General features: G+C 43.2%; 27 protein-coding genes and 1 pseudogene. 24 read left to right on the top strand and 4 right to left on the bottom strand.

What is annotated here, in order from left to right; genetic code table 11:
* Nucleotides 1-382 precede the first annotated feature (382 nt).
* From xdhA to xdhC, 3 genes are read left to right on the top strand one after another with little or no spacing between them, the layout of a single operon-like run.
* Nucleotides 383-2,671: a xanthine dehydrogenase subunit XdhA gene (gene xdhA, locus HED67_RS13885; RefSeq protein ID WP_221718677.1), complete on the top strand. Its 2,289-nt coding sequence runs from the start codon at nucleotides 383-385 to the stop codon at nucleotides 2,669-2,671.
* 19 nt (nucleotides 2,672-2,690) lie between these two features.
* Nucleotides 2,691-3,578 carry a xanthine dehydrogenase subunit XdhB gene (gene xdhB / locus HED67_RS13880; RefSeq protein ID WP_221718676.1) on the top strand — a complete coding sequence of 296 codons (888 nt, stop codon included), beginning with the start codon at nucleotides 2,691-2,693 and terminating at the stop codon, nucleotides 3,576-3,578.
* Nucleotides 3,571-4,035 (top strand): xanthine dehydrogenase subunit XdhC, encoded by a 465-nt coding sequence (xdhC, locus tag HED67_RS13875; protein WP_221718675.1) that lies wholly within the window; start codon nucleotides 3,571-3,573, stop codon nucleotides 4,033-4,035. The genes xdhB and xdhC overlap by 8 nt, the downstream gene beginning before the upstream one ends.
* A gap of 7 nt (nucleotides 4,036-4,042) precedes the next feature.
* Here the strand turns inward: xdhC and pdxR are convergent, their stop codons facing one another.
* Nucleotides 4,043-5,485, bottom strand: a complete 1,443-nt coding sequence (pdxR, locus tag HED67_RS13870) for a MocR-like pyridoxine biosynthesis transcription factor PdxR (RefSeq protein ID WP_221718674.1) — start codon at nucleotides 5,483-5,485, stop codon at nucleotides 4,043-4,045.
* A 117-nt stretch (nucleotides 5,486-5,602) separates the two neighbouring features.
* On the opposite strand from pdxR, the gene HED67_RS17265 reads away from it, so the two are divergent.
* On the top strand, nucleotides 5,603-5,734 hold the full coding sequence (locus tag HED67_RS17265) for a hypothetical protein (RefSeq protein WP_260702745.1): 132 nt from the start codon (nucleotides 5,603-5,605) through the stop codon (nucleotides 5,732-5,734).
* Here HED67_RS17265 and HED67_RS13865 read toward each other — a convergent pair.
* Nucleotides 5,698-6,246 (bottom strand): DUF1836 domain-containing protein, encoded by a 549-nt coding sequence (locus HED67_RS13865; RefSeq protein WP_221718673.1) that lies wholly within the window; start codon nucleotides 6,244-6,246, stop codon nucleotides 5,698-5,700. The genes HED67_RS17265 and HED67_RS13865 overlap by 37 nt on opposite strands.
* 171 nt (nucleotides 6,247-6,417) lie before the next feature.
* On the opposite strand from HED67_RS13865, the gene HED67_RS13860 reads away from it, so the two are divergent.
* From HED67_RS13860 to HED67_RS13810, 11 genes are all read left to right on the top strand, one after another.
* On the top strand, nucleotides 6,418-8,085 hold the full coding sequence (locus tag HED67_RS13860; RefSeq protein WP_221718672.1) for a dicarboxylate/amino acid:cation symporter: 1,668 nt from the start codon (nucleotides 6,418-6,420) through the stop codon (nucleotides 8,083-8,085).
* 249 nt (nucleotides 8,086-8,334) lie between these two features.
* A complete protein-coding gene (trhA, locus tag HED67_RS13855) occupies nucleotides 8,335-9,030 on the top strand; it encodes a PAQR family membrane homeostasis protein TrhA (protein WP_221718686.1) in 696 nt (231 codons plus the stop codon).
* A gap of 47 nt (nucleotides 9,031-9,077) precedes the next feature.
* Nucleotides 9,078-9,968 carry a ribokinase gene (locus HED67_RS13850; protein ID WP_178441618.1) on the top strand — a complete coding sequence of 297 codons (891 nt, stop codon included), beginning with the start codon at nucleotides 9,078-9,080 and terminating at the stop codon, nucleotides 9,966-9,968.
* Between the two features lie 297 nt (nucleotides 9,969-10,265).
* Complete coding sequence (locus tag HED67_RS13845; RefSeq protein WP_221718671.1) at nucleotides 10,266-10,808, top strand: DUF3877 family protein; 543 nt, start codon at nucleotides 10,266-10,268, stop codon at nucleotides 10,806-10,808.
* A 56-nt stretch (nucleotides 10,809-10,864) separates the two neighbouring features.
* Entirely contained in the window at nucleotides 10,865-11,125 is a 261-nt protein-coding gene (locus HED67_RS13840) for a prevent-host-death protein (protein ID WP_178441616.1), read from the top strand.
* Nucleotides 11,122-11,469, top strand: coding sequence for a type II toxin-antitoxin system RelE/ParE family toxin (locus HED67_RS13835; RefSeq protein ID WP_178441615.1), 348 nt, complete (start codon nucleotides 11,122-11,124; stop codon nucleotides 11,467-11,469). Before HED67_RS13840 ends, HED67_RS13835 begins: the two co-directional genes overlap by 4 nt.
* Before the next feature lie 15 nt (nucleotides 11,470-11,484).
* Nucleotides 11,485-12,747 carry a dihydroorotase gene (locus tag HED67_RS13830; protein WP_178441614.1) on the top strand — a complete coding sequence of 421 codons (1,263 nt, stop codon included), beginning with the start codon at nucleotides 11,485-11,487 and terminating at the stop codon, nucleotides 12,745-12,747.
* Nucleotides 12,748-12,793: 46 nt separating this feature from the next.
* Nucleotides 12,794-13,591, top strand: a complete 798-nt coding sequence (locus tag HED67_RS13825) for a substrate-binding periplasmic protein (protein WP_221718670.1) — start codon at nucleotides 12,794-12,796, stop codon at nucleotides 13,589-13,591.
* Nucleotide 13,592: 1 nt separating this feature from the next.
* Nucleotides 13,593-15,797 carry an ATP-binding protein gene (locus tag HED67_RS13820; RefSeq protein WP_221718669.1) on the top strand — a complete coding sequence of 735 codons (2,205 nt, stop codon included), beginning with the start codon at nucleotides 13,593-13,595 and terminating at the stop codon, nucleotides 15,795-15,797.
* 457 nt (nucleotides 15,798-16,254) lie between these two features.
* Complete coding sequence (locus HED67_RS13815; RefSeq protein ID WP_221718668.1) at nucleotides 16,255-16,782, top strand: hypothetical protein; 528 nt, start codon at nucleotides 16,255-16,257, stop codon at nucleotides 16,780-16,782.
* Nucleotides 16,782-17,231, top strand: coding sequence for a hypothetical protein (locus HED67_RS13810; protein WP_221718667.1), 450 nt, complete (start codon nucleotides 16,782-16,784; stop codon nucleotides 17,229-17,231). The genes HED67_RS13815 and HED67_RS13810 overlap by 1 nt, the downstream gene beginning before the upstream one ends.
* Before the next feature lie 81 nt (nucleotides 17,232-17,312).
* Here the strand turns inward: HED67_RS13810 and HED67_RS13805 are convergent, their stop codons facing one another.
* On the bottom strand, nucleotides 17,313-17,714 hold the full coding sequence (locus HED67_RS13805; protein WP_178441607.1) for a hypothetical protein: 402 nt from the start codon (nucleotides 17,712-17,714) through the stop codon (nucleotides 17,313-17,315).
* Nucleotides 17,698-18,069 carry a PadR family transcriptional regulator gene (locus HED67_RS13800; protein ID WP_178441606.1) on the bottom strand — a complete coding sequence of 124 codons (372 nt, stop codon included), beginning with the start codon at nucleotides 18,067-18,069 and terminating at the stop codon, nucleotides 17,698-17,700. The genes HED67_RS13805 and HED67_RS13800 overlap by 17 nt, the downstream gene beginning before the upstream one ends.
* 160 nt (nucleotides 18,070-18,229) lie before the next feature.
* On the opposite strand from HED67_RS13800, the gene HED67_RS13795 reads away from it, so the two are divergent.
* From HED67_RS13795 to fabG, 9 genes and pseudogenes are all read left to right on the top strand, one after another.
* A complete protein-coding gene (locus HED67_RS13795; RefSeq protein ID WP_221718666.1) occupies nucleotides 18,230-18,691 on the top strand; it encodes a hypothetical protein in 462 nt (153 codons plus the stop codon).
* Nucleotides 18,692-19,124: 433 nt separating this feature from the next.
* A complete protein-coding gene (locus HED67_RS13790; protein ID WP_221718665.1) occupies nucleotides 19,125-19,592 on the top strand; it encodes a hypothetical protein in 468 nt (155 codons plus the stop codon).
* Nucleotides 19,593-19,776: 184 nt separating this feature from the next.
* The gene (locus tag HED67_RS13785) at nucleotides 19,777-21,375 is read left to right on the top strand and encodes an AAA family ATPase (RefSeq protein WP_221718664.1); all 1,599 of its coding nucleotides are present in this window, start codon (nucleotides 19,777-19,779) and stop codon (nucleotides 21,373-21,375) included.
* A gap of 11 nt (nucleotides 21,376-21,386) precedes the next feature.
* Nucleotides 21,387-21,551: a hypothetical protein gene (locus tag HED67_RS13780; RefSeq protein ID WP_215631583.1), complete on the top strand. Its 165-nt coding sequence runs from the start codon at nucleotides 21,387-21,389 to the stop codon at nucleotides 21,549-21,551.
* A gap of 435 nt (nucleotides 21,552-21,986) precedes the next feature.
* A complete protein-coding gene (locus HED67_RS13775) occupies nucleotides 21,987-22,958 on the top strand; it encodes a beta-ketoacyl-ACP synthase III (protein ID WP_221718663.1) in 972 nt (323 codons plus the stop codon).
* A 311-nt stretch (nucleotides 22,959-23,269) separates the two neighbouring features.
* Nucleotides 23,270-23,494, top strand: coding sequence for an acyl carrier protein (locus tag HED67_RS13770; protein WP_178439767.1), 225 nt, complete (start codon nucleotides 23,270-23,272; stop codon nucleotides 23,492-23,494).
* Nucleotides 23,495-23,576: 82 nt separating this feature from the next.
* Nucleotides 23,577-24,530, top strand: a pseudogene (fabK, locus tag HED67_RS13765) (enoyl-[acyl-carrier-protein] reductase FabK); the annotation flags it as partial.
* Nucleotides 24,523-25,455: an ACP S-malonyltransferase gene (gene fabD, locus HED67_RS13760; protein ID WP_221718661.1), complete on the top strand. Its 933-nt coding sequence runs from the start codon at nucleotides 24,523-24,525 to the stop codon at nucleotides 25,453-25,455. The pseudogene fabK and the gene fabD, both read left to right, overlap by 8 nt.
* Before the next feature lie 24 nt (nucleotides 25,456-25,479).
* Nucleotides 25,480-26,226 (top strand): 3-oxoacyl-[acyl-carrier-protein] reductase, encoded by a 747-nt coding sequence (gene fabG / locus HED67_RS13755; protein ID WP_221718660.1) that lies wholly within the window; start codon nucleotides 25,480-25,482, stop codon nucleotides 26,224-26,226.
* Nucleotides 26,227-26,236 lie beyond the last annotated feature (10 nt).

Genomic DNA, 26,236 nt, shown 5'->3' with positions numbered 1-26,236 from the left:
CTGGGGAAAAATGAATCGCGGGGCACGCGAGGATAGCTTGTAGATACTTGGCTCAGTAGAGCCATTGAGCAAGAAGCCCCCACTTCAAAATCTGTGATTTAAGTGGTGGGAGCATGTCACACAAAAACAGTTAAACAAACCAGCTTTTAGATGCGGCAGGTGCAAAATTTATATTATATTAGGAAGAGCCCAGCCCGTTAGCAGATCCATACGCAGGTGCTTCCAACATGGCCGGTACTTAGGCATTGTTTTGTAATGCCTTATGTACCGCTGCCAATGTTGGGCAACGCGAGTGGGCCTGCGTATGGATCTGCTAACGGGCTGGGCTTTCAAAAACTGGAAAAATTTTGCACGTCGCATCAAAAGTGGAAGGAGGAGCGTTATGGGGATTGGAAAAAGCATTCAGCGTGTGGATGCCCGTGCCAAGGTAACGGGCCAGGCGAAATATACACAGGATCTGATGACACAGCCGATGATGGTGGCGAAGGTGGTACACAGTACCATTGCCAATGGTGTTGTGACTGGATTTGATTTGGATGAGGCATTAAAAGTGCCGGGGGTTGTAAAGATTGTTACCTGTTTTGATGTGCCGGAGATTGATTTTTGTACACCGGGACATCCCTGGTCTGTGGAGGCGGCGCATCAGGATGTTCAGGACAGGCGTCTTTTGAATCAGCGGGTCCGTTATTATGGGGATGATGTGGCAGCTGTCATTGCAGAAGATGAGATTGCAGCTGTTAAGGCAGCACGGCTTGTGAAAGTACATTATGAAGAATACCCGGCACTGGTGGATGTGGCAGATGCCATGGCGGAGGGAGCCGTGGCCATGCATGACAATGTGCCGGATAATATTTTGAAACATACATCTTTCGCCCTGGGTGATGAAAGCTTTGATGAAGCTGTGAAAGAAAAGGGACTTATTCTGGTGGATCAGACGTATGATACCCAGCGTGTACAGCACTGTCATATTGAACTGCCGGTTTCCTTTGCGTATCAGGACGGCAACGGCAAGATTACCGTAACCACATCTACACAGATTCCGCATATTGTCCGTCGTGTCATCGGTCAGGCCCTTGGTATTCCATGGGGACAGGTCAGAGTGATCAAGCCCTATATCGGCGGCGGCTTCGGCAATAAACAGGATGTACTTTATGAACCGCTGAATGCTTTCTTAAGTCTGCAGGTGGGCGGTCGTCCGGTGAAACTGGAACTGACCAGAGAAGAAACATTTGCGGATACAAGAGTGCGTCATGCGATCCGTTTTCATATGCAGGGAGCTGTAAGACCGGATGGTACACTGGTGGCCAGAAGAGCAGAAGCTTTTTCTAATCAGGGTGGTTATGCTTCCCATGGCCATGCGATTGTCGCCAATGCCTCCAATATGATCAAGCAGCTTTACCGGGATGAAAAGGCCCTTGAATCGGAGAGCTACACGGTTTACACCAGTACAGTGGCCGGCGGTGCTATGCGTGGTTACGGTATTCCACAGGGAGATTTTGCAGCAGAGTGTCTGATGGATGATCTGGCGGCAGCCATTCATATGGATCCATTAGCCTTTCGTTTGAAAAACTGCATGGAAGAGGGATATAAGGATCCGCATAACGGTATTACATTTTACAGCTATGGCCTGAAGAAATGTATTGAAGCGGGCAAAGAGGCTGTGCATTGGGATGAAAAGCGAGCCGCTTATGCCTCCCAGACAGGCAGCAGACGCCGCGGCATCGGTATGGCGATTTTCTGCTACAAAACCGGCGTTTATCCGATTTCTCTTGAAACTGCCACATGCCGTATGGTATTGAATCAGGACGGTTCCATTCAGTTGATGATGGGCGCCACAGAGATCGGACAGGGAGCGGATACCGTCTTTACACAGATGGCGGCAGAGGTACTTGGAGTGACAGAGGACAAAGTGTATATTGTTTCCACCCAGGACACAGATGTCACACCTTTTGATACCGGGGCTTATGCTTCCAGACAGACTTATGTCAGCGGCAAGGCTGTGAAGAAAACAGCGGAGATGATGAAGGATAAGATTCTTGAATATGCATCCTGGAAACTGAAGATGGATCAGCAGACATTGGATATCCGCAATAATATGATCGTGACAGCAGAGGGCGAAGAACTGCTGACAATGGAGGCACTGGCGACAGAGGCATTGTACAGTCTGGAACGTTCTGTCCATATCACCGCTGAGGCCACCAGCCACTGCAAAGAGAATACATTTGCCAGCGGTGCCTGTTTTGCGGAAGTGGAAGTAGATATGCCGTTAGGCAAAGTCAATGTACTGAAGATTATCAATGTCCATGACAGCGGTATTCTGATGAATCCTAAACTGGCTGAGGCCCAGGTGCATGGCGGTATGAGCATGGGCCTTGGCTATGGACTCAGTGAAGAATTAATGTATGATGCAAAGGGCAAACCACTGAACAACAATCTTCTGGATTACAAGCTGCCGACGGCCATGGATACACCGGAGTTGAATGTTGAGTTTATAGAATTGCAGGATCCGACGGGACCTTTCGGCAACAAAGCCCTGGGAGAACCGCCGGCTATTCCGGTGGCACCGGCTATCCGAAACGCAGTTTTGCAGGCAACAGGCATTGGCTTTAACCAGCTTCCGATGGAGCCTCAGAGACTGGTGGCAGCATTCAAAGAAAAAGGACTGATATAGGCGGGGGGGGGATGACATTATGTATGATATTGGATCATTTTATGAGGCAGCCAGTGTAGAGGAGGCCATCAGGAAATTGCAGGAATGGCCGGATGCAGAGATTATTTCTGGCGGCAGTGATGTTTTGATCAAGATCAGAGAAGGCAAATTAGCAGGCCGATCCCTTGTCAGCATTCACAATATTACAGCGTTAAAAGGGGTGACAATGGAAGAAGACGGAACCATCGTGATCGGTCCGGGAACGAGTTTTTCTCATATCACGGCGCATCCGCTGGTGCAGCAGCATATTCCGATGCTTGGATATGCCGTTGATCAGGTGGGCGGCCCGCAGATCCGCAATATCGGCACCATTGGAGGCAATGTCTGCAACGGTGTCACCAGTGCGGACAGTGCGTCATCTCTGTTTGCCTATAATGCGATTCTGGAATTGACGGGCCCGGAGGGCATCAGACAGGTGCCGATTCAGGAATTTTATACAGGTCCGGGTAAAACCGTACGCTGCCATGAGGAAGTGATGACGGCTATCCGTATCAGACGCAGGGATTATGAAGGGTACACCGGATGCTACATCAAATACGGCAAGCGAAAGGCCATGGAAATCGCGACCCTGGGGTGTGCCTGTCTGGTGAAGCTGTCATTGGACAAGAAGGTTGTTGAAGACATGCGGATCGCTTACGGCGTGGCGGCACCGACGCCTGTCAGATGTCCGGAGACAGAAAAAGCAGTTTCAGGGAAGGCTGTTTCAAAGGCATTGCTCCTTCAGACCGGCAAAGGTGTTTTAAATGAAGTGAATCCGAGAACCTCATGGCGTGCCTCGAAGGAATTTCGTCTGCAGCTGGTGGAGGAACTGGCTAAACGTGCCATGGCGCAGGCCATAAGAAATGGGGGAGGTGAAGTCGATGCTTAAGATTATCCATATGAATGTGAATGGCAAAGCGGTGGAGCTGGCCATTGATGACAGAGAATCTTTGCTTGACACTTTGCGTAATCATCTGGGACTGACCAGTGTGAAGAAAGGCTGTGAAGTGGGAGAGTGCGGCGCCTGTACTGTACTGGTGAATGGAGAAGCCATCGACTCATGCATCTATCTGACTATGTGGGCTGAAGGCAAACACATTCTTACAGTGGAGGGACTGCAGTCACCCACAGGAGAACTCTCGGAAATCCAGCAGGCTTTCGTGGATGAGGCAGCGGTCCAGTGCGGTTTTTGTACACCGGGCATTATTATGTCTGCGGTGGAGATCATCGGAACAGGACGCAAATATACCCGGGACGAACTCCGAAAGCTCATCTCCGGGCATCTTTGCCGCTGTACCGGCTATGAGAATATATTGAACGCCCTGGAAAAAGTAGTGGGCTATTAACAATTATCTATGCGAGAATCTCATTGAAAGCCTGGGTGGCCTCTGTCATCTGTTCCTGTGTCAGGGAGGAATAGTTGACTACCAGTATATGCTGCATGGCTTTCTCCGGGTGATAGTAATATTTGGATAGTGGCATAATGCGGATGCCTTTGGCTGCTGCCCGCTGACAGATGATCTCATCCGTGAGTTCAGTGTCAATCTTCATCAGAAAATGCAGACCGGCGTCCTCACCTTTGATGGTGACATGGTTAGAAAGGGGACTGCTTTTGATGCACTGCAGCAGCATATCCCGCTTGTCATGATAGTGAATACGTAGACGGTTGATGTGTTTTTCAAAGTGTCCTTTGTTGATAAAGGCAGCCAGTGTATACTGTTCAAAATTGGATACCGTGCAGGAATAGAACTGCAGCTTGGCATAATAGGCCTTCACCAGATGTTTCGGCAGCACCATATAGCTGATACGGACGGTGGAGGCCAGTGTTTTTGTAAAGGTATTGATATAGATCACCTTCTCAAGAACATCGATACTCTGAAGGGTTGGGATCGGCTGGCCTGTCAGACGAAACTCGCTGTCATAATCATCCTCGATAATATAGCGGGAAGGCACTTTTGAAGCCCATCCAAGGAGTTCGTATCGTCTTCCGATAGGCATGGTGATACCCGTTGGAAACTGATGGGAAGGGGAAATATGAATGACATCGATATTTTTCTCCTCCAGTTCTGAAATCCGGATGCCGCTGTCATCCATGGCAATATAATCACAGTCCACATTGTGGCTGTTGTATATTTTGGCGATTTTGTGATAACCTGGATCCTCAATGGCGTATTTCTTGTCAAAGCCCAGCAGCTGAATGAGGATACCGTATAAATATTCCGTTCCGGCCCCGATGATAATCTGTTCCGGGGAGACGTGCAGACCGTGAAAATCCTTCAAATGTCTGGCAATGGATTCTCGAAGCTCCAGTATACCGCCGCAGGGAGGATTGATCATCAGCTTCTGCTGACTGTCACTGAGCAGTTCCCGGATGAGCCTTGACCAGATAGAAAAGGGAAAATATTCTGAATCTGTCTGGTTGCTTGTAAAGTCTACAGCAAAATGAAGGCTTTCTTCCATATCAGCTTTTTGAATCATGGATGGGCTGTCGATGGATGAGGAAGAACCGTTGTCTTCCTCAAAGGGATGCATCTGTTCCACAGGAAGGATCGTATGGATATCGGAAACAAAATAGCCCTTTTTGGGGATAGAATAAATATAGCCTTCGGCGATTAACTGGGCATAGGCATTCTCAACAGTGATGGTGCTTATGCCCAGATTTTTGGCAAAATTTCGTTTGGACGGCAGCTTCTCTCCCATAGAGAGATTCCCGCATAATATATCATTTCGTATGCATTTATATAAATGTTCATATAAAGAATCTGACCCTGTTCCGGCAAAAGAATAGGTAAGCATCTGGCATGTGACCTCCAATCTGGCCATCTTAAATAATATCAAAATGGCTATTTATTTATGTTCAGATTTCATTATAATGGAAAAAAACTTAGATGTAAACAAAGGAGAACGAAAATCATGGCAGAAAACAGATATGAATTAAATAAACAGCAGCTGGCTATCTCTTTTCATCCGGAACTGGATGGCGATAACCGACTGCATCAGTACTTTGCTCAGATGGTATCTTCATCTCTCAATAAAGAGAAATAGCGGTCCAGATAGATTTTGTGGGCAACAGTGATGATCATATTGCGGAGCATGGTTTTCTCATTAGAGAAAGTGCCATGCTCTTTTTTGACGTTATGAGCTGCACCGGTTTTTGCATTTGCCTGATCTAATTCAAACACATGATGAAGGATCAGCTCGAATTCCGAACAGAAATAATTATAGGCGGTTGCATTGTCATAGGTCTGGCGCTGAATCTCAAACATCATATGGATATTGTCAAGAGACAGCACGGATTTGGCAATTGCAATAAAGATCAGGGAAGCAATCTGATCCCGTCCGTATTGTTTTTTGACGGGATTGTTGATAATCTTCTTCTTGACATAGTTACTGATCATAGAGCCGGTAATGCTGATATCTTCCAGAGGGCTTAAGTAACTGTCGATATATTTGGCGGTCTGTTCAAGGTAAAGGCCGACATCGGGAATTTCCTGATAGCGGGGGAGGTGAAAATCCCGGGTTGGATCAGCCATTTTGGATTGGATATGTTCGTTCATAAAATACCTCTCTTTCTTATATAGGTTATTTTATCATACTCGGGTTGCGATTCGCAAAATTATTTGATTTCTGATTTGCAAAAAGGTAGTCGATTTTGCTTTATCGTGATAAAATGGGAACAGTATTTGATGACAAAATGATTATGATTAATGCAGAGAGGGAGGAGACTTATGAGAAAAATGCTGTTAATCACACAGTCTGAGATATCTTCCGGTATGGATTTTATTGAAAAAGGACTGACCGAATTTGAGATTGGGAAAAAGCAGTGTTTGAAAACAATGCTTGTTGCAGAGGAATCACTGCAGAAACTGATTATGAATGCAGAGAATGAGGATGATAAGATTTGCGTTGCTCTGAACAAAAGAATGGGCAGTGTCTATGTCAGCATGACATTGCGGGGACGGGCATTTGAGCTGATCCAGGGCGATACGGTAGAAGATGTATTACATATTGAGCAGGATGACCAGCAGACCGGATTTGAAAAAGAAGAAGAGATGATCCGGAATATTTTGTTGCGGGCCAATAAAGAACAATTGCGGTATAAGAACAAAAAGGGCATGAACATGGTGGAGATTACCGTTCGGAAGAATCCGCATGCAATGGTTATGCGGACCATGTTTGCTCTGGTGGCTGCCGTTGTGATCGGTCTGGCTATGAAAGCGGTTGTCCCGGATGGTGTCAGTACGGCAATCAATGATACATTGCTGACATCTATCAGTACCATGTTTTTAAATGCTTTGAAAATGGTTGTGGGACCGGTGGTTTTCTTTTCTATTGTTTCCTGTATTTCCCAATTTGGAGATTTAAAGGAAGTGGGCCGGATCGGCGGCAAGATTATGAGTTTTTATGTGTTGACAACGATATTGGCTATTATATCGGCGACGGTAGTTTCTTATCTGCTTCATCCGGGCAACCCGGAACTGGCTTCTAAACTGGCAGCAGATGGTTCAACAGTTGTTTCTTCTGACGTCAGTATTTCCATCAAGGATACCATTGTTGGCATTGTGCCAGGCAACTTTGTCAAACCATTTCTGGAATCGAATATGATGCAGCTGATTTTCATGGCAATTTTAATCGGTATTGCAGTGGGCAAAATCGGTGAATATTCCCAACTGTTAAAAGATATATTTGAGGCTTGTAATTCACTGTTCCTGAAGATTACTGTTATTTTAGTCCGGTTTATTCCGATTGCCACATTCTGTTCCATTTTATCCGTGATCCTGAAGACAGGACCGGATGTGCTGCTTTCCATGCTTGCTATGCTGGGAACATTTGCAGTTGGTATTCTGGTAATGATGTGTATCTATTGTCTGTTGATAATCCTGATCGGACGAATGAATCCAATTCCGTTTTTCAAAAAATACAGTCCGACCATGCTTCAGGTATTCGGTATGGCTTCCAGCAATGCGGCAATCATTGTGAATATGGACGCCTGTGAACATAAGCTTGGTATTCCGAAGAAAATCTATTCTTTGTCGATTCCGTTGGGAGCGACGGTGAATATGGATGGTACCTGTGTGTATCTTGTAATTTTCGGGCTGGCACTGGCAAGAGTTTTCGGTGTTGAGATCAGCGGGGGAATGCTGCTTTCCATGTTTTTCTCCGTGCTTGTGCTTTCTGTGGGGGCACCGGGGGTACCCGGCGCCGGGCTGGTGTGTCTGTCTGTATTGCTGACGCAGTTGAATGTACCAATTGCCGGGATTGGTCTGGTGATGGGCCTGGATTCGCTGCTTGGCATGATGCGTGCCATGAGCAATAGTCTTGGAGATGTGGCCGCATCACTTATTGTAGCAAAATCAGAGAAAATACTTGATTACGAAAAATATATGAAGCCATAAAAGTCGTATTGACAATTCACTGTTTCATAGGATAAATGCACAATTCATTACAGGTTGCTTTTAATGACTGATACGGAAATTCTGGTGAACCTGTTGGTGAATTGGGCTTTTTTGCCATATCGGTTTTTGAAAAACTCTTGACAAGGTAATGAAAGTGATATAATATGGTAACACAAGGTTTTGAAAAACTTATTATGTCATAATAAAAACTTTATTTTGCAAGGAGGGAGTTTTATGCAGACTCAGGCAATGACGAACAAAATATATACAGCGGACAGAGACAGAGACTTTCACTTTAGGGTCAAAGACCCGGGAAGCGCAGCGACACATTTTATCGGTTTTGTGGCAGCTGTTTTGATGACGCCGGTGCTGTTAGTACATGCAGCAGGCAGTGGTGCGAATCTTATGACGATGATCGGTATGAGTGTTTTTATGATCAGCATGATTCTTCTTTATGGCGCAAGTACATCCTATCATTCATTCGATATTTCAGAAAAGGCGAATTTGCGTTTGAAGAGACTGGATCATATGATGATTTTTGTATTGATTGCAGGTTCTTATACACCAGTCTGTCTGACAGTATTGCGTCACGGAGTAGGGATGCGGCTGTTGGCAATCGTATGGGGATTGGCTATTGTGGGGATGATTTTTAAGCTGCTGTGGGTGACTTGTCCGAAATGGGTATCATCCGTGATCTATATCGGCATGGGTTGGGTGTGTATTCTGGCTATGCCGCAGCTTCTTGCGGGATTATCATTTGGAGCGTTCATGTGGCTTCTGGCCGGCGGTTTATTCTATACAGTGGGCGGCGTGATCTATGCGATGAAGTTTCCTGTATTCCATAACCGCTTCCGGTACTTTGGATGTCATGAATTGTTTCATGTCTTTGTTATGGCAGGCAGTTTGTGCCATTTCGTTGTCATGTATGCTTATTTATGCAGCTAAAGACAGCTGTATTCCGGAAAGAATCCATAATACGGAGGCTTAATTATATGAAGGTTTTAAATATCGGTTCTATGAATCTGGACCATGTCTATAATGTTGACCACATCATTCTGCCCGGGGAAACCCAGGCAACCACAGGGCTGAATCTTTTCCTTGGCGGAAAAGGAATGAATCAGTCCATTGCTCTGGCAAAGGCCGGTGTGGAAGTGTATCATGGCGGTATGATCGGCAAGGACGGCTATGCATTTATTGATGCCTGCAAAGAATACGGCGTTCATTATGATTACATTCGTGAAGCAGAGGGCAATACCGGGCATACCATTATCCAGATTGACAAAAATGCCCAGAACAGTATTCTTCTTTTTGCAGGAACAAATGATATGCTGACGGAAAGCTATGTGGACGAAGTGATTGCCGACTTTGAAGAAGGAGATATTCTTCTGCTTCAGAATGAGGTCAATAGGCTGCCTTATATGGTGGATAAAGCTTATGAAAAAGGTATGCAGATTGCCCTGAATCCATCACCATTCAATGAGAAACTGAATGACGTTGATATGTCAAAAATCAGCTATTTTCTGATGAATGAGGTGGAAGGCGAGCAGATTACAGGCTTTTCGGAACCGGAGAAAATCATTGACAGAGTGGTTGAGCTTTATCCGGAAGCCAAAATCGTCCTGACCCTTGGCAATGACGGTGCCATTTATGCGGATAAAAATGTCAGATACCATCAGCCGATTTTCAAAGTGCAGGCGGTAGATACCACGGCAGCCGGGGACACATTTACAGGTTATTTTCTGGCAGGCATCATCGAGGGCATGGAGATTCCTGAGATTCTGAAGATGAGTGCAAAGGCATCCTCCATTGCGGTTACGCGACAGGGAGCAGTGCCGTCCATTCCATATAGAGAAGAAGTTTTAGCATCTCTTAAAGAGGATTAAAATAAGCGGTGTACAGTACTGTAACTGTATACCGCTTATTTTATGTAATAGGAGCGTGCCAAGCAAAGCTGGGGCACGCTTCTATTACATAAAAAGGCACTAACCGCACCTGTGATGCGCACTCGTGCGAAGATGTAGATTGTCGCAAGGGACCGCACTTGAGGTATGATATAAACATCAAAAAAGATGGAGTCTGTGACATTAGTGTGATAAAATAAAAGAGCTATGGTTTATAATCAGGAAGAGAATTCCCGGAGAAATATACACAATTAACATTATTTTGAGATGGAGCAGAATATGAATGAACAGAAATTGATCCAAAATGTGATAGAACAGATTAAGGAGGCACAGCTGAAGCTGGGGGCGGAGAAAGAAGTGATCAGACTTTATTTTCCCATGGCGTCCATGAATGCCATCCTCGGGACCAATTATACAGATGAGCAGGAGATGTTGACAGCGTTGAGAACAAATACAGTTTTTGATACAACGGTGCTTGGCAGATTGAAGTTTTTTATCCATGAAGGGCGATTTGAGGTGCGTGTGCCTGCGGAAGGTGCGGAGTATGTGGCAGGAGAAATCCCGGACCCGCCGTTTTTGAAAGCGATAGTAGAGCTATTTGCACATCATCACAGCTTAACAATAGAAGAAATTTGTGCCTGCTTTGCGCGGTTTGATAAAGCCTACCATTGTGAAAAGATGGCATCGGGTACGGATTTTGATTATGCGGTTTATTTTGACGATACGGAATATGATGCTTATTATTACTGCATCAAGATGGAAATGGGGCATACAATTTATCATCGGTTTACAAAAGAAGATTATCGGATGCTGATAAATTAACTTGTATAAATACATGTTTATAAGTATAATATAGATATGTAAAGGAGATGGTGAACATGCCAAATATTAAACCAATATCAGATTTAAGAAATTATACAGATGTTTTGAAACAGGTGGATGTTTCAAAGCGGGTATATCTTACGAGAAATGGTCATGGTGAATATGGGATACTCACGATGGAAGAAATTGATGAACTTGACAGGTATCGAGCAGCATATCAGTTAATTACAAAATTAAAGAAGTCAGAGGAACGAGCTAATCTGGAGGGTTGGATTTCATCGGAAGAGGTTGAAAAAGAATTGGAGGTACTTAAGTGAAGAAAGTCTTATATTCTCCGGATGTGATTGAAAAATTACAAGAGATAAAGCAGAATATAAGAGTCAAGTACGGTGTACAAACATCTAATAAAATTATTAAAAATATATTAAGTGCAATTAAAGAAATCAGAACTTATGAAAATAAAGGGGTTTCTGTTGCTAGTATGACAGGAATTCCATGTGAATACAGAATGATATTCACAGAACATAATTATGTATTTTATAAGATAGAAAAAACGGCGATTTTGATTATTGACATTTATAATGAAAAAGAAGATTTTATGTGGAAGTTGTTTGGAATTAAGACAATATCAGATGAAATAGAAGATTATTGGAATGAATAAAAGAGAGGATTACATATGCTTTTAATTAAAAATGGCAGGGTGGTAGACCCTGTAACATGCGTGGATGAAGTGATGGATGTGCTGATTGACGGCACACATATTGAAGAAGTAGGACACAATCTGTCAGCGGCAGATGCAGAGGTGATCGATGCTGCCGGTCTGGTTGTGGCACCGGGACTGGTGGATACCCATGTCCATTTCAGGGATCCGGGACAGACCTACAAAGAGGATATTCTGACCGGGGCTGCAGCAGCGGCTAAAGGCGGTTTTACAACGGTTGTATGTATGGCCAATACAAAGCCGACGGTTGATAATGTGGAAACATTAAAGTATGTTCAGGAAAAAGGCGAAAAGACAGGTATTCATGTGCTTCAGGCAGCAGCCATCAGCAAGGGGCTGAAAGGTCAGGAGATGGTAGATATGGATGCACTGGCGGAAGCCGGGGCAGCAGGTTTTACAGATGATGGGATTCCGATCATGGATGAGAAGCTTTTGCTGGCGGCTATGGAGAAAGCAAGAGATCTGGATATGCCGATCAGTCTGCACGAAGAAGATCCGCTGTTTGTGAAACAGGCCGGTGTGAATCAGGGAAGGATTTCTGAACAGCTGAATTATGGCGGCGCATCCAGAACAGCGGAGGATGTGATGGTGGCCAGAGACTGTATGCTGGCATTGCATACAGGGGCTCCGGTCTGTATTCAGCATATCAGTTCAGCAAATTCTGTGGAGATTGTCCGCATGGCAAAGAAAATGGGGGCGGATGTTCATGCTGAAGCAACACCGCATCATTTTACGCTGACAGAGGATGCGGTGCTGAAATACGGCACATTGGCACGCATGAATCCGCCGGTTCGTACAGAAAATGACAGATTAAAAATTATTGAGGGACTGCAGGATGGCACCATCGATCTGATCGTGACAGATCATGCACCCCACAGTGCAGAAGAAAAGGCGAAACCGCTGGCAGAAGCACCAAGCGGTATTACAGGCCTTGAAACTTCTCTCGGCCTTGGCCTGCTGTCACTGGTTGAACCGGGACATCTGACTTTGATGCAGCTGATGGCCTGCATGAGCAAAAATCCTGCTGAATTTTATCGGATGATTCCGGGCAGTGTGACTCAGGATGCCCCGGCTGATCTGGTGATCTTTGGTGAAAAAGAGCACTGGACAGTGGATCATTTTGCTTCAAAGGCATCTAACAGTCCTTTTAAAGGGTGGGAGCTGCCGGGTAAGATTCACTATACGATCTGCGCCGGAAAGATTGTTTATCAGGATTAATACAACTGATATTCAAATAGGATGAAGGCCACAGCAAGGTAATAATATGAAAAAATTAAGTATAGTGATCGTTTTTGGGCTGATCATCAGTATACTCTGCGGATGCGGTGCCGGCAAAGAGAATAAACAGAAGAGCTTAGGTGATCTGCCGACAGTTACTGTCGGATGTGACAATTATTCACCCTTTAGTTTTATGGATGCCAATGGTAATGTGACAGGCATTGATGTGGAGCTGGCCAGGGAGGCTTTCTCGCGTATGGGATATGCACCTGAATTTGTTTTTATTAATTGGGAAGATAAGAAGAATCTGCTGGCTAAAGGCAGTATTGATTGTATCTGGAGCAGTTTCACTATGACAGACCGTGAGGATGAATATCATTGGGCGGGACCTTATATGCGGAGTCATCAGGTTGTTGCTGTGAATGAGGACAGCGATATTCAGACGCTGGAAGATCTGGAAGGAAAGGTGATGGCTGTTCAGAGTACAACGAAACCGGAGGACATTATCCGCAGTCATGACGGTACACTGCCGGAATTGAGAAAAGTCATTTCTGTTCAGAAGAGGGATCTGATTTTTATCCTTTTGAGTAAAGGATATGTAGATGCACTGGCGGCTCACGATACATCTGTCGATCAGTTTATGGAAGACTCCGGATTGAAGTTCCGCATTCTGGAGGAACCGCTGCAGACGGTGGATCTTGGTGTTGCCTTCGATAAGGCAGATACACGGGGATTGAATATTCAGCTGACAGATACATTAAAAGAAATGCAGAAGGATGGGACGGTGAAACAGATCATCAGCAAATATCTTTTGAATGAGGACAGCTATCTGGAGGAGGAGTAGGATGGAACGCAGAAGGACGAGATCCTGGAAACGGATAGCCGGGCTGGAAATTGTATTGGGATTGTTGATGTTGGCAGTCATATTTGTATTGGCAGTCAATAGGGACATGAAAAGAGCAGAGGGTGAATTGCTGAAAAATGTCGAATACATGAAAGAGCAGTGCAATGACAGTGAGATCCGTGATCTGGCTTCCGAGGCCAAAAGTCTGCTCCGGGTGACAGAGAGTGTCGAACAAATATGCTGGCGACTGGAAAATGGAGAGGACATTCAAAATAGTGACAGCACAGATGCCAAAGAGCTGGCAAACTGGGCCCAAGACTGTTATATGGATGGTCTCATTTTACTGGATGACCGGGGCAATATACAGAACTCGACAGATACATCAGGTTTTGGGTGCGCTGAAGTTTTGGGTATGGTGGAGCTTGATGCGTTAATGGATACGCTTTCCTTCAGCGAGAAAAGCTATGCGCTACGTGTGACACTGGAGGATGAATCCCATATAGATATGGCTGCTGTAGGACGTAAGGATGGCAAGGGTGTTGTTGTTGGTTATTTTTACACATCATCAGTCTATGCACGTACAATCAACAATTCCATTAGAGCGATTGTCTCCGGTTTTACAATGGAAATGAATGGGACGATTGCCATCAGCAAAGGCAATCAGATCATGATTTCCAATAACAGGGATCTGGAGGGAACCAAGATAGAGGACATCCGTATTCTCAAAAGAATTATGGAGCGCGGAACCGGCAGTAAGATGACGTATGCCAGGAATGACAATAATCTGTTGAGTCATTATTTCGGCCTGATGGATAAAAGCAAGGATTATTATATTTACGCATTTATGGATGAGCACAAAGTATTTTTGACGACCCTTCCGAATGTCTTGTATGCACTGGTTGTTTATATAATGGCAGTGGCTGTTGTTGATATGCTGCTGTGGAGAATAGATAAAATCTATCAGCAAAAAGAGGCAATGGCACAGAGAGAGTACACGGCAGCATTGGAGGAGAAGAATAAACAGCTTCAGGAGGCTGTAGTACAGGCGAGAAAAGCTAATGCAGCCAAAAGCAATTTTTTATCCAGGATGAGTCATGATATGCGTACTCCCCTTAATGGTATTGTCGGTCTGCTGAAAATAGATGAGGATCATTTTGAAGATCAGGAGCTGGTGAAAGAAAATCACAAAAAGATGCAGATATCCGCAGATCATCTTTTGTCTCTGATCAACGATGTGCTTCAGATGAGCAAAATTGAAGACGGAACAGTTTCTCTGACCCATGAATGCATTGACCTGAATAAACTTTTTGAAGAAATTGTCACGATTATTAGGGGTAAAGCACTGGAAGCGGGTATTTCCTGGGAATCTGAAAAGGAAAAGTCAGCTGTTTCGTATCCATATGTATATGGTAGTCCCCTTCATCTGAGACAGATTTTTCTCAATATTTATGGCAATTGTATTAAATATAATCGCCCGGGAGGAAAAGTATCCACAAGGGTTGAGACATTAGAAGAACATGATGGCATCTGTACCTATCGCTGGACAATTTCCGATACTGGTGTGGGGATGAGCCGGGAGTTTTTGGAACATATCTATGAACCTTTCGTTCAGGAAAAGAATGATGCCCGCAGCGTTTATCATGGAATAGGACTTGGCATGTCTATTGTCAAAGAACTGATCGACCAGATGGGCGGCAGTATTTCTATTGAAAGTGAACCCGGCAAAGGATCGACCTTCATAGTGGCGATTCCCTTTGAAATTGCACCGGCATCGACACAGCATCCTGATGAAAATACAGGGAAAACAGGAGATATTAGCGGACTGCATTTGATGATGGCTGAGGATAATGAACTGAATGCTCAGATTGCGGAAACCCTGCTTGAGGATCAGGGAGCAGAAGTAACAGTTGTCTATAACGGAAAACAGGCGGCAGATCTGTTTGAGACCAATCCGGCAGGAACTTTTGATGCTATTCTTATGGACATTATGATGCCGGTGATGGATGGATTAACTGCGGCAAGGACAATCCGGGCTTTGGATCGTCCGGATGCCAAAACAATTCCGATCATTGCCATGACAGCCAATGCTTTTAAGGAAGATGAAGAAAAGTGTCTGGAAGCAGGGATGAATGCACATTTGATAAAACCCCTTGATATTGAGAAAGTGAAACAAACAATAGAAGGACAGGTTCGGGTTCATCAGTAAAACAAAACCCATCACTTTGGGTGAATCCAAAAGGCCGGATTAAAATCGGACTTTTTGGAGAGACCTCAAAGTGATGGGTTTTGGCACATTTGACGCTGATGATATGCCATCCCGAATATGTCTGTAATGGTTCCGGAAGCATTGTTTTCAGATATTTTGGAGTTGCTGCGGGATTGACATCCTGCTGTTGACATAACTAAAATTAAGGTAAAAAAATTTGTTCAGGAAATAAACGCTGTTTGGATTTAAGCGTGAATTGTCGCCGTTTTTGCAGATTTTTTGTAAGAGTTTCTTAATTTGACATTCATTTTGTGCCATGTTACAGTTATTGTACAATAGATTAGGAATGTGCAGGAATTCGGATAAGAATGATGCCCGAAAGCAAATCCGAATTCCGCACTAGGACGCATTATTGGGGCTTGGAAAATATAGATCCAAAGTGACAGGTACGGAAAGAATGAAAAAAATAAGAGTGATATTATTGGCAGCGGTTTGGATAACTGTAATGGCTGTAATGGGGTGTCAGAAAGACGATAGCCATTCGGAACAAAGTGTGAAAGCAATACTTGAAAGCTTCCTAAGTTGCAGCGTGCAGGATGTTCAGGAATATCAGAATACCTATTTGGGACTTACGGCGGAAGCGGTGGGAGATCAGACCGGTGAATCCGGAATCGCCTCCGTTGGTGGTTTGGAACAGTATTTCAAGGACAAATATGGGGAAATCATGACAGATGAATGCATCGAAAGTATGATTGACAACCGAACAATTATTCAATGCATGCAACTGGCAGAAAAGTACAATTCAGATATTGTATCAAAAGACATCTGGCTCACCAAAAAGGCAGGTGCAGCAGACGCATACACATATGAGGTAACAGTGGCACCCACTTCCAATAAGGAAAATGAGACATTTATCACGGGAGCGATTATGCTGACGAATGGAAAGGCATCCTATCTGACGATAGAGGTGAAAGGTGTGAATTGATGAAAAAACGTATGCTAAGCGTGTTGATCGTGTTATGTGGTGCCATTGTGGTCGTATTACTTTTTGCACAAAATCATATATCGGGGAAACGTATTGCAGACATAATCGAAGAGGGAGATATTGATCGGATTTCAGTTGAGAAGTGGCAGGTTGTGGACAGCGAATTAGTTCTAACGGATTCTAATGAGTATGCTTATAATGGCGATGAGTTAGCCCACGATATCAGTCAATTGAAATTAAAAAATATCCATACAAAGCCAGTATACAATATGCAAGAGAGTAATGAACGTTGTATTATCCAATTCTTAAAGGATGGTAATGTTTGCGGGACAATCGAATTTCATGGAGATGGATTCTTTATGTTTGACTGGAATTATCGGGATAAAGAATCTGTTCATTATAGATGTATGATTGAAAATGGCTCAGAATTTCTGAAGAAGTGGTTATAGAGAAAATCAAATAATGTAAGGATATTATTAAGCGGCTATCTAATCGTTTGTGGTAGATAGCCGCTTGATGTATTTGATTTTTTATTTTATTTCGATAACTTCGTAGGCAGGAATTGCATTTTGAACATCAATGTAGGATTTCACGTATAAAACTACATATATAATAAAAGCCAAAATAACTAGAAAAAGAATGACAGCTGCAATTCTTTTAATTGTTTTTGAATAATTTAATTTTTCTTCAAGTATTTTTGAATCAATATTATACAATTCCATATCATTGAGGGAAGTGTAATCGCTAAAATGTGTTTTTAAATCTTCCATAGTAGCAGTGGGATTATCTTCAATGAATTCGTTGATACTTGTTTGAAGCATTTCAATTATTGAGGCTGTTTCTGATTTGGAATGAGTTAATAAAAGCTGTTTTTTGATATCTTTGAGATAATGACGAATATCTTTTGGACGGATATTAATTGTCTGATTCATTATTGGCATCCTCCGTTGATGATAATATTTTATTTACTGTATTCATATAGAGTCGGCAGGCTCTTTTTAGATCTTCATAGTATTCTTTTCCGGATTCTTCGAGATGATAGTAGACACGAACACGCTGCTGGTCAGTAATTATACGTGTCATACTAATCATATTCTGATTCAGGAGTCTGTTTAAGATAGGGTAAAAGGTCGTTTCATTATAATTGCATAAGCCGTTGCTTTGATGTTTCATTTCTGCTGTCAACTGGTATCCGTACATATCATGTTGTGAGAGAAGACTCAACAATAAAACTTCGGTGGTTGACCTTTTTAGCTTGGTAATCATTGCTTCTTCGTTTTTATTCATAAATTGGAATTCCTTTCTATGTGTTATTATAGCATATATTTGTTTTAAATCTATATATTGTGAAAAATAATATAAACATTGACAATATAATTACGGAATGATATGATAAATGTACAAATAAAGTTGATTTTGAAGAATGAGATTTGCGAGGAAATGTGTTATGGGGAAAAAATCTATATTAATTGTTGTTCTGATTCTTGTCATTTTGGGTGCGGTAATAGGGAAAAACTTTTTCAAACAATCAAGGAAAACTATAGTAGAGACAAATGATTTGGCTTCGGAGTCTGAAATAGAAGTGGAAATATTATATAAAGAAGCTTCGGAAGATAAGAAGGAACAAAAAGAGCTGTCCAGCACTGCAGATGCATATATGTACTATCACAAAACTGCTGATTACAACATAGCAATAGATGTATACAATACCGGCTATCTTAATATGGCAACAAAAGGTTATAAATATAGTTCATTGCATGAGTATGAGGTCGATTTGTCAGATAAGGATTTTAGTGCATACGGCAATTTGCAATGGGATGAATTAAAAAAGGCTGAGGCAGCAGATATATTGAAAAGTTTTGAAAAGTTTGAAGATGACTATTTAGAAGGTAAAATTGTTTTGGAATAAGGCAAAATAGAATATGTGTCAGGAAATAGGGGTGGAAGTATGAAAAGAACAATGAGGATATTTTCGATAGTATTAATTGTATATTTTCTATGGACTGAAGTGTGGATTGGTCTTTTTATGGGGCGGATATATACTATTCGTCAATGGGGGTATAATAATGCAATTTATAAAATATTCTTGTATTCGTATTCTATCGATACTTATATACGAATAATTCTTGAAGGTGTGATTTTGTATTGTGGTTTGAAAATGATAAAAGAAATAATGCATAAGATTGATAATTTATAAAATAAAGGGAATGTAAGGATTTCTTAAGTTGTTTTTCCGGGGGGGGGGACATGCTAAAATTATTGTGTAACATTGTTGAATTGATGAGATAATGTGAAAAGAAAACGGCAATAAAAAATAATCGGAAAGGGAAAGGTGTGATACGATGAAATCTAAGGGAATCATTTTAGTGGCATTGTTATGTATATTTGCGATATCCGGGTGCAGTAAAGAGACAAATACGACGGCAACGAACAGCGAAACAAGCAGTACACAAATCACTGCATCTGAAGAGACATCTGCGAAGAATGAAATGACAATTGTATTAAAGGATAATGAAACAGGTAATCTTCTTGAGAATAAAGTCGTTGAGGATGAAGAGAAGATCACAGCATTTAATCAAATGTGCGGTGGATTGAAGAATCCAACAGATGAGAAGTATTCCGAGGTTTTTTTTGATAGTATAACAAGTAGTGAGTATACATTGAATTTTTCCAGCAGTGATTTTACTGAAACAGCATCTGATAAAGGCGATGCAGTCATCGTAGAGTGCAACGGTCTTTCATATGAACTTGCAGTGGGCGGAGAAGAATGGCAGAAAATAGCTGATTTTTTGGATAGTATTTCCAAATAGGCAGAGTTAAATATTGAATTGATAAGGCTTGAATGGCATGGTTGGCTATTCAAGCCTTAGTTATTGAAAAACTGATATTTGCTATAATGTGTAAGTTGAGAAAATAGATACGATATGGTATGATTAAGACAGTATAATTTGGCAGAGATTTTGAAAAGAAAATGCAGGAAAGGAGTGTGCACGGATGGGGAATTTTGTAAATCCGGGAAATGATGCGTTCAGAGTTGCATTGGCTTCCAGTATTTATGTTGATAAAACGGGTTTGCTTGAGTATACCAATAAAGTAACAGGAACATTGCAGGCATATATTTGCAACAGTCGTCCGAGAAGATTCGGAAAGTCAATTACAGCCAATATGTTGACGGCTTACTATAGCAAAGGCTGTGATTCTGAGACTATTTTTGCTGATTTGGAAATTAGTAAAAGCCCTGATTTTAAAAAGCATCTGAATCAGTATGATGTCATTCATCTTGATGTTCAATGGTGCATGGAACCGGCCGGCGGACCGGAATATGTTCTTTCATATATTGTGGAGAAGACAATCAGTGAGCTTAGAATGTATTACCCGAGTATACTGCCTGATCATATAAAATCCTTGCCTGAAGCATTGTCTCGCATTCATGCTGCATCAGGAAAGAAATTTGTCATTATCATTGATGAGTGGGATGTTTTGATTAGAGATATGGCAGTGAACCAGAAGATTCAGGAGGACTATATTAATTTCCTTCGGGGACTGTTTAAAGGGACGGAACCGACAAAGTATATTCAGCTTGCCTATCTGACGGGAATTTTGCCGATTAAAAAGGCACGTACACAGTCGGCACTCAATAATTTTGATGAATTTACGATGCTGGATGCCAGCACTTTGGCTCCTTATGTCGGCTTTACTGAAGAAGAAGTGAAGGGACTTTGTCAGAAATACCATAGAGACTTTGAAAAAGTTAAGAGATGGTATGATGGGTACTTACTGGAAGAATATCAGGTTTATAATCCAAAAGCGGTTGTCAGTGTGATGCTGAAAGATAAATTCAGAAGCTATTGGTCTGAGACCGGCTCCTATGAAGCGGTTGTACCATTGATTAATATGGACTTTGACGGATTGAAAACGGCTATTATAGAAATGCTGGCGGGTAATGCAATAGAAGTTGATGTTGGGACATTCCAGAATGATATGGACAATTTCTATTGCCGGGACGATGTTTTGACTTATTTGATTCATCTTGGTTATTTGGCTTATGACCAGGATAGGGAGAGAGCGTTTATTCCGAATGAAGAAGTGCGCATGGAACTGATCAAGGCTGTCAAGCGCAGAAAGTGGGATGAAATGATTCAATTTCAACAGACTTCGATGAAATTGTTGGAAGCAACTCTAGATATGAATGAAAAGGGAGTAGCAGCTGAAATTGAAAAAATCCATTCAGATTATACATCTGTGATTCAATATAATGATGAAAATTCACTCAGCAGTGTGCTGACAATTGCCTATTTAAGTTCGATGGCCTATTATTTTAAGCCAGTTCGAGAATTGCCGACAGGTAGAGGATTTGCTGATTTTGTTTATATACCGAAACCGGAATATATTGATGATTATCCTGCACTGGTAATTGAATTGAAGTGGAATAAAAAGGCCGTAACAGCATTACATCAGATTAAAGAACGAAAATATCCTGATTCGATTACAGCTTATACTGGAGATATTTTACTTGTGGGAATTAATTATGATAAGGAAAGTAAAGAGCACCAGTGTTTGATAGAACGCTATCAGAAAAGAGGAGAGAATTGAGGCCTGAATTTATGAAAAAAGCTGTACTTAGCAAAAGTTATTATGAAACACCGAACCCATATGTTAATGCACCATCTTGTCATGTTAATTTATTGGAACTTTCAAAATATGCAAGGGAAAAAGGAAAGAAACTAGCAGATTTATCTAAGGAAGAGGTTAATCAGTTTTTGATTTGAGGTAAGAAAATGGCAACAAGTATCACAACATCCTTTTTCTTCAGTGGAAAGGGATAAAGCAGAGTCGCTTTTATGTGAGTTTTTAAGTAGGGAATAATAAAGTGCGGTTAGAATAACATCTTATAAGAGTTTCGGAAAGAGCTTATTCATTATAGGTGCTTCAACGCCGGTTGGTACTTAGGCAGTGTTTTGTACTGCCTTATGTACCACTACCGAGCGTTGGCAGCGGGAGCGGCCTGTAATGAATAAGCTCTTTTTGAAACTCTTTGATGTATTTGGAAACCGCACTTTTCTTTTTTATCAAAAAACTACTTGCCAACTTCTGCTAATTATGTTATAGTATCAAAAGATTTGAATATCAAATTATTTTAAATCAAAAAGATTTTATATTAAAACTAAAATTCAAGAGAGTCATTTGACAGATGGAGATGAACTATGAGAGGCAGGATATGCGGCACGGGTTCTTATTTGCCGGAGAAATATTACGATAATAATGATATTGCGAAGATTGTTGAGACCAGTGATGCATGGATTCGCGAACGGACTGGGATTGTCCGGAGACACATCGCATCCGGAGACGAGACCACGGTGAGTATGGCTGTGGAGGCCGGAAGACGGGCTCTTGAGAATGGCCATGTGCTACCGGAGGAAATCGATATGATTCTGGTATCCACCATTACGCCGAATGCTGTGATTCCCGGTGTGGCTTTTCAGGTTCAGGCGGCTTTAGGGGCAGACCGGGCAGTTTGCTTTGATCTCAGTGCAGCCTGCAGCGGATTTGTCTTTGCTTATCAGACGGCTCAGGCTTATATTGCGGCGGGGCTGTATCAGACAATTCTGCTCATCGGCAGCGAGACGCTGTCAGCCATCAATAACTGGGAGGACCGAAGCAGCTGTATCCTGTTTGGTGACGGTGCCGGTGCGGCCGTTGTCCGGGCAGAAGAAGGAGAGCTTTATCCTTCGGTTGCAGGCTCTGATGGCACCATGGGTCATGTACTGGCCTGCGAGAGCCGCGTGCAGAATGACTGGCAGCAGAAGGAAACAGACCGAAAGACCTACATTGATATGGACGGCACGGCAGTTTTTAAGTTTGCGGTGAGAAAGATGCCGGAGATGGCAAAGTCTTTGATGACACAGATGCATTGCACAGAGGCAGATATTGACTGGTTTATCACTCATCAGGCCAATGAGCGGATCATTGAAGCCATTGCCAGACGGTTAAAATCGGATATCGCGAAGTTCCCGATGAATATCGCGGAATGCGGCAATACATCATCTGCCAGTATACCGATTCTTTTGGATGAGATGAACAGAAGCGGTCAGCTTAAGGATGGACAGAAAATCATTATGGCCGGTTTTGGTGCCGGTCTGTCATGGGGCGCTGTCTATATGGAGTGGCATGCATAATTCGAATCTGAAGCGGTGAGACATCATTCGTCTCAGGGCGGCAGGCATCATCAGATGCGGGATGTATTTCATCTTCGGATGGGGTACAGACAGAAGTTATGCATTGAAATGGTTAATAATAAAGTAACTGTTCAGAGCCAAGCAAAATTTCAAAAAACAGGTATGAAATGCTTGCATTTTTAAGACTGTTTTTGAAATTTTATTTGGCGGATACGCCACACCGACGAAATGCGTAGCATTTTGGAGGTTAGCTCTGAACAGTTACATAATAAAAAATAAAAATATATATCAACGAAAAGGAGAACAAAATTATGTTAGAGAAAGTAATCGCAATTGTAGCAGAAGGGCTTGGAGTAGAAGCTGGTAATCTGAATGCAGAGACAACATTTGAATCCCTTGGTGCAGATTCCCTTGACCTGATGGATATGGTCATGAATTTCGAGGATGAATTCGGTGTTGAAATCGATGCAGATTCCATGGGCACCTTAAAGACTATCGGTGATGTGGTGGATTATCTGACAGCTCATCAGAATTAATAAAGATATGATAACAGCAGAATAAAAATAACAGCAGGGAAACAGAATGCTGTATTGACGGAAAAGACAGACATCAAAACAGACAGAAAGAGGTTGTAATATGAAGACGGAAGTAACCGAATTACTTGGAATAGAATATCCGATTATCCAGGGCGGCATGGCCTGGGTTGCTGAGTATCATCTTGCAGCCGGCGTATCAAATGCCGGTGGACTTGGACTGATAGGCGCAGCCAGTGCACCGGCAGAATGGGTGCGTGAACAGATCCGGTCAGCGAGAAAGCTGACAGACAGACCTTTTGGGGTCAATATTATGCTGATGAGTCCTTATGCGGATGAAGTAGCAAAAGTAATTGTGGAAGAAGGCGTGAAGGTTGTAACAACCGGAGCCGGAAGCCCTGAGAAATATATGCAGATGTGGAAAGAAGCCGGTGTGAAAGTCATCCCGGTGGTGGCTTCCACAGCACTTGCAAGAAGAATGGAACGCTGCGGCGCAGACGCAGTGGTGGCTGAGGGCTGTGAAGCCGGCGGCCATATTGGAGAGAATACAACAATGGTTCTTGTGCCTCAGATTGTTGATGCATTGAAGATTCCGGTGATCGCAGCCGGCGGTATCGCAGATGGCCGCGGCATGGCAGCAGCCTTTATGCTGGGGGCTAAAGCGGTTCAGTTGGGAACAGTCTTTGTTGCAACAGAGGAATCACAGGTCCATGAGAATTATAAAAAAGCCATTATCAAGGCAAAAGATATCGATTCCCGTGTAACAGGAAGAACAGCAGGACATCCTGTCAGAGCATTGAGAAATCAGATGACGAAGAAGTATCTGGAACTGGAAAAGTCCGGTGCGGGATTTGAAGAACTGGAACTTCTCACTCTCGGCGGACTTAGAAAAGCCATTGTGGAGGGGGATGTTGTGAATGGCAGTGTCATGGCCGGTCAGAGTGCCGCCATGGTCAAAGAAGTGATGAGCTGTTATGATCTGATCCGGAAACTGGTGAGAGAGACAGAAGAATGCTTTGGGAGAAAATATTATGAATAAAATAGCGTTTATTTACCCGGGACAGGGTGCCCAGAAAGCGGGAATGGGCAAAGATTTTTATGCATACAGCCCTCTGGCGGCAGAGATGTATGACAAAGCCTCAGAGATTTTAAATATAGATATGAAAGCATTGTGCTTTGAAGAGAATGATTTATTAGATCAGACAGAATATACACAGGCGGCCATGGTCACCACATGTCTGGCAATGACAGCTGTTTTAGAAGATGCAGGCCTTCACCCGGATGTGACAGCAGGCCTGAGCCTAGGTGAATACTGTGCCATTGCAGTAGCCGGCGGTATGACAGCGGAAGATGCCATTCGTCTTGTACGCAAAAGGGGCATCCTCATGCAGAATACCGTGCCGAAAGGCGAAGGTGCCATGGCGGCAGTCATCGGTGCAGAAACAGAGCTGATTGAAAAATGTCTGGCACCGATTGAGGATGTGAGCATTGCCAACTACAACTGCCCGGGACAGATTGTTATTACCGGCAGGAAAGCGGCGGTGGAGCAGGCGGTGGAAGCATTAAAAGCAGCCGGTGTCAGAAGATGCGTCATGCTCAATGTCAGCGGACCGTTCCATTCACCGATGATGATTCCGGCCGGCGAAGCGCTGGATCAGGAGATGGCAGATATGCAGTGGTCAGAACTGAAAATCCCTTATGTGACCAATGTCACAGCGGAATATGTCACCGATATTCATGAAACAAGAGCTCTTCTGGCAAAACAGGTAGCTTCCTCTGTCAGATGGCAGGCCTCTATGGAGCGAATGATCGCCGATGGCGTGGATACATTTGTTGAAATCGGACCGGGAAAGACACTGGCAGGTTTTATGCGAAAGATCAACCGTAATGCAAAAGTTTATACAGTGAATACGGTGGAAGATGCACAGAAAGTCATTGAAGAACTTAGACAATTAATCATCTGATGTGGATAGAAACAGGAGAACGAAATGGGAAAATTTGACGGGAAGACAGCAGTTGTGACCGGTGCTTCCAGAGGTATCGGACGGGCCATTGCCAAAAAACTGGCAGCTTGCGGTGCGACAGTGATTATTAATTACAATGGTTCAGAAAGCAAGGCTACGGCTGTACAGCAGGAAATCATAGATGAAGGCGGCAGGGCGGATATTTTTCAGTGCAATGTCAGTGATTTTACAGCCTGTGAAGCTTTTTTCAAGGCAGTGACAGAAAAATACGGCCGGATTGATTTTCTGATCAATAATGCAGGCATCACGAAGGATGGACTGTTGATGGCCATGAAGGAAGAAGATTTTGACAGTGTTATCGATGTGAATCTGAAAGGCACCTTCCATTGTATCCGTTTCGCAGCCAGACAGATGATGCGTCAGCGCTATGGGCGGATTGTCAATATGGCTTCTGTCGTGGGTGTGGCCGGCAATGCAGGACAGGCCAATTATTCAGCTTCCAAGGCAGGTGTCATCGGCCTGACAAAATCCGCAGCCAAAGAACTGGCTTCCAGAGGCATTACGGTGAATGCTATTGCTCCGGGAATGATTGAAACGGATATGACGGCAGATCTGGCAGATAAAGTGAAGGATGAGATGATGAAGCAGATTCCGCTGAAGCGCTTCGGACAGGCAGAGGATGTGGCCAATGCGGCAGCCTTTCTGGTGTCGGATGAAGCGGCTTACATAACGGGACAGGTGCTGCACGTGGACGGCGGTATGGTCATGTAGGCGGATTGCT

The organism is Pseudocoprococcus catus, from assembly GCF_019734885.1.
Lineage (GTDB): Bacteria > Bacillota > Clostridia > Lachnospirales > Lachnospiraceae > Coprococcus_A > Coprococcus_A catus.
The sequence above is the reverse complement of the archived record's forward strand: the minus strand, read 5'-3'. Positions and strand labels throughout refer to the sequence as shown.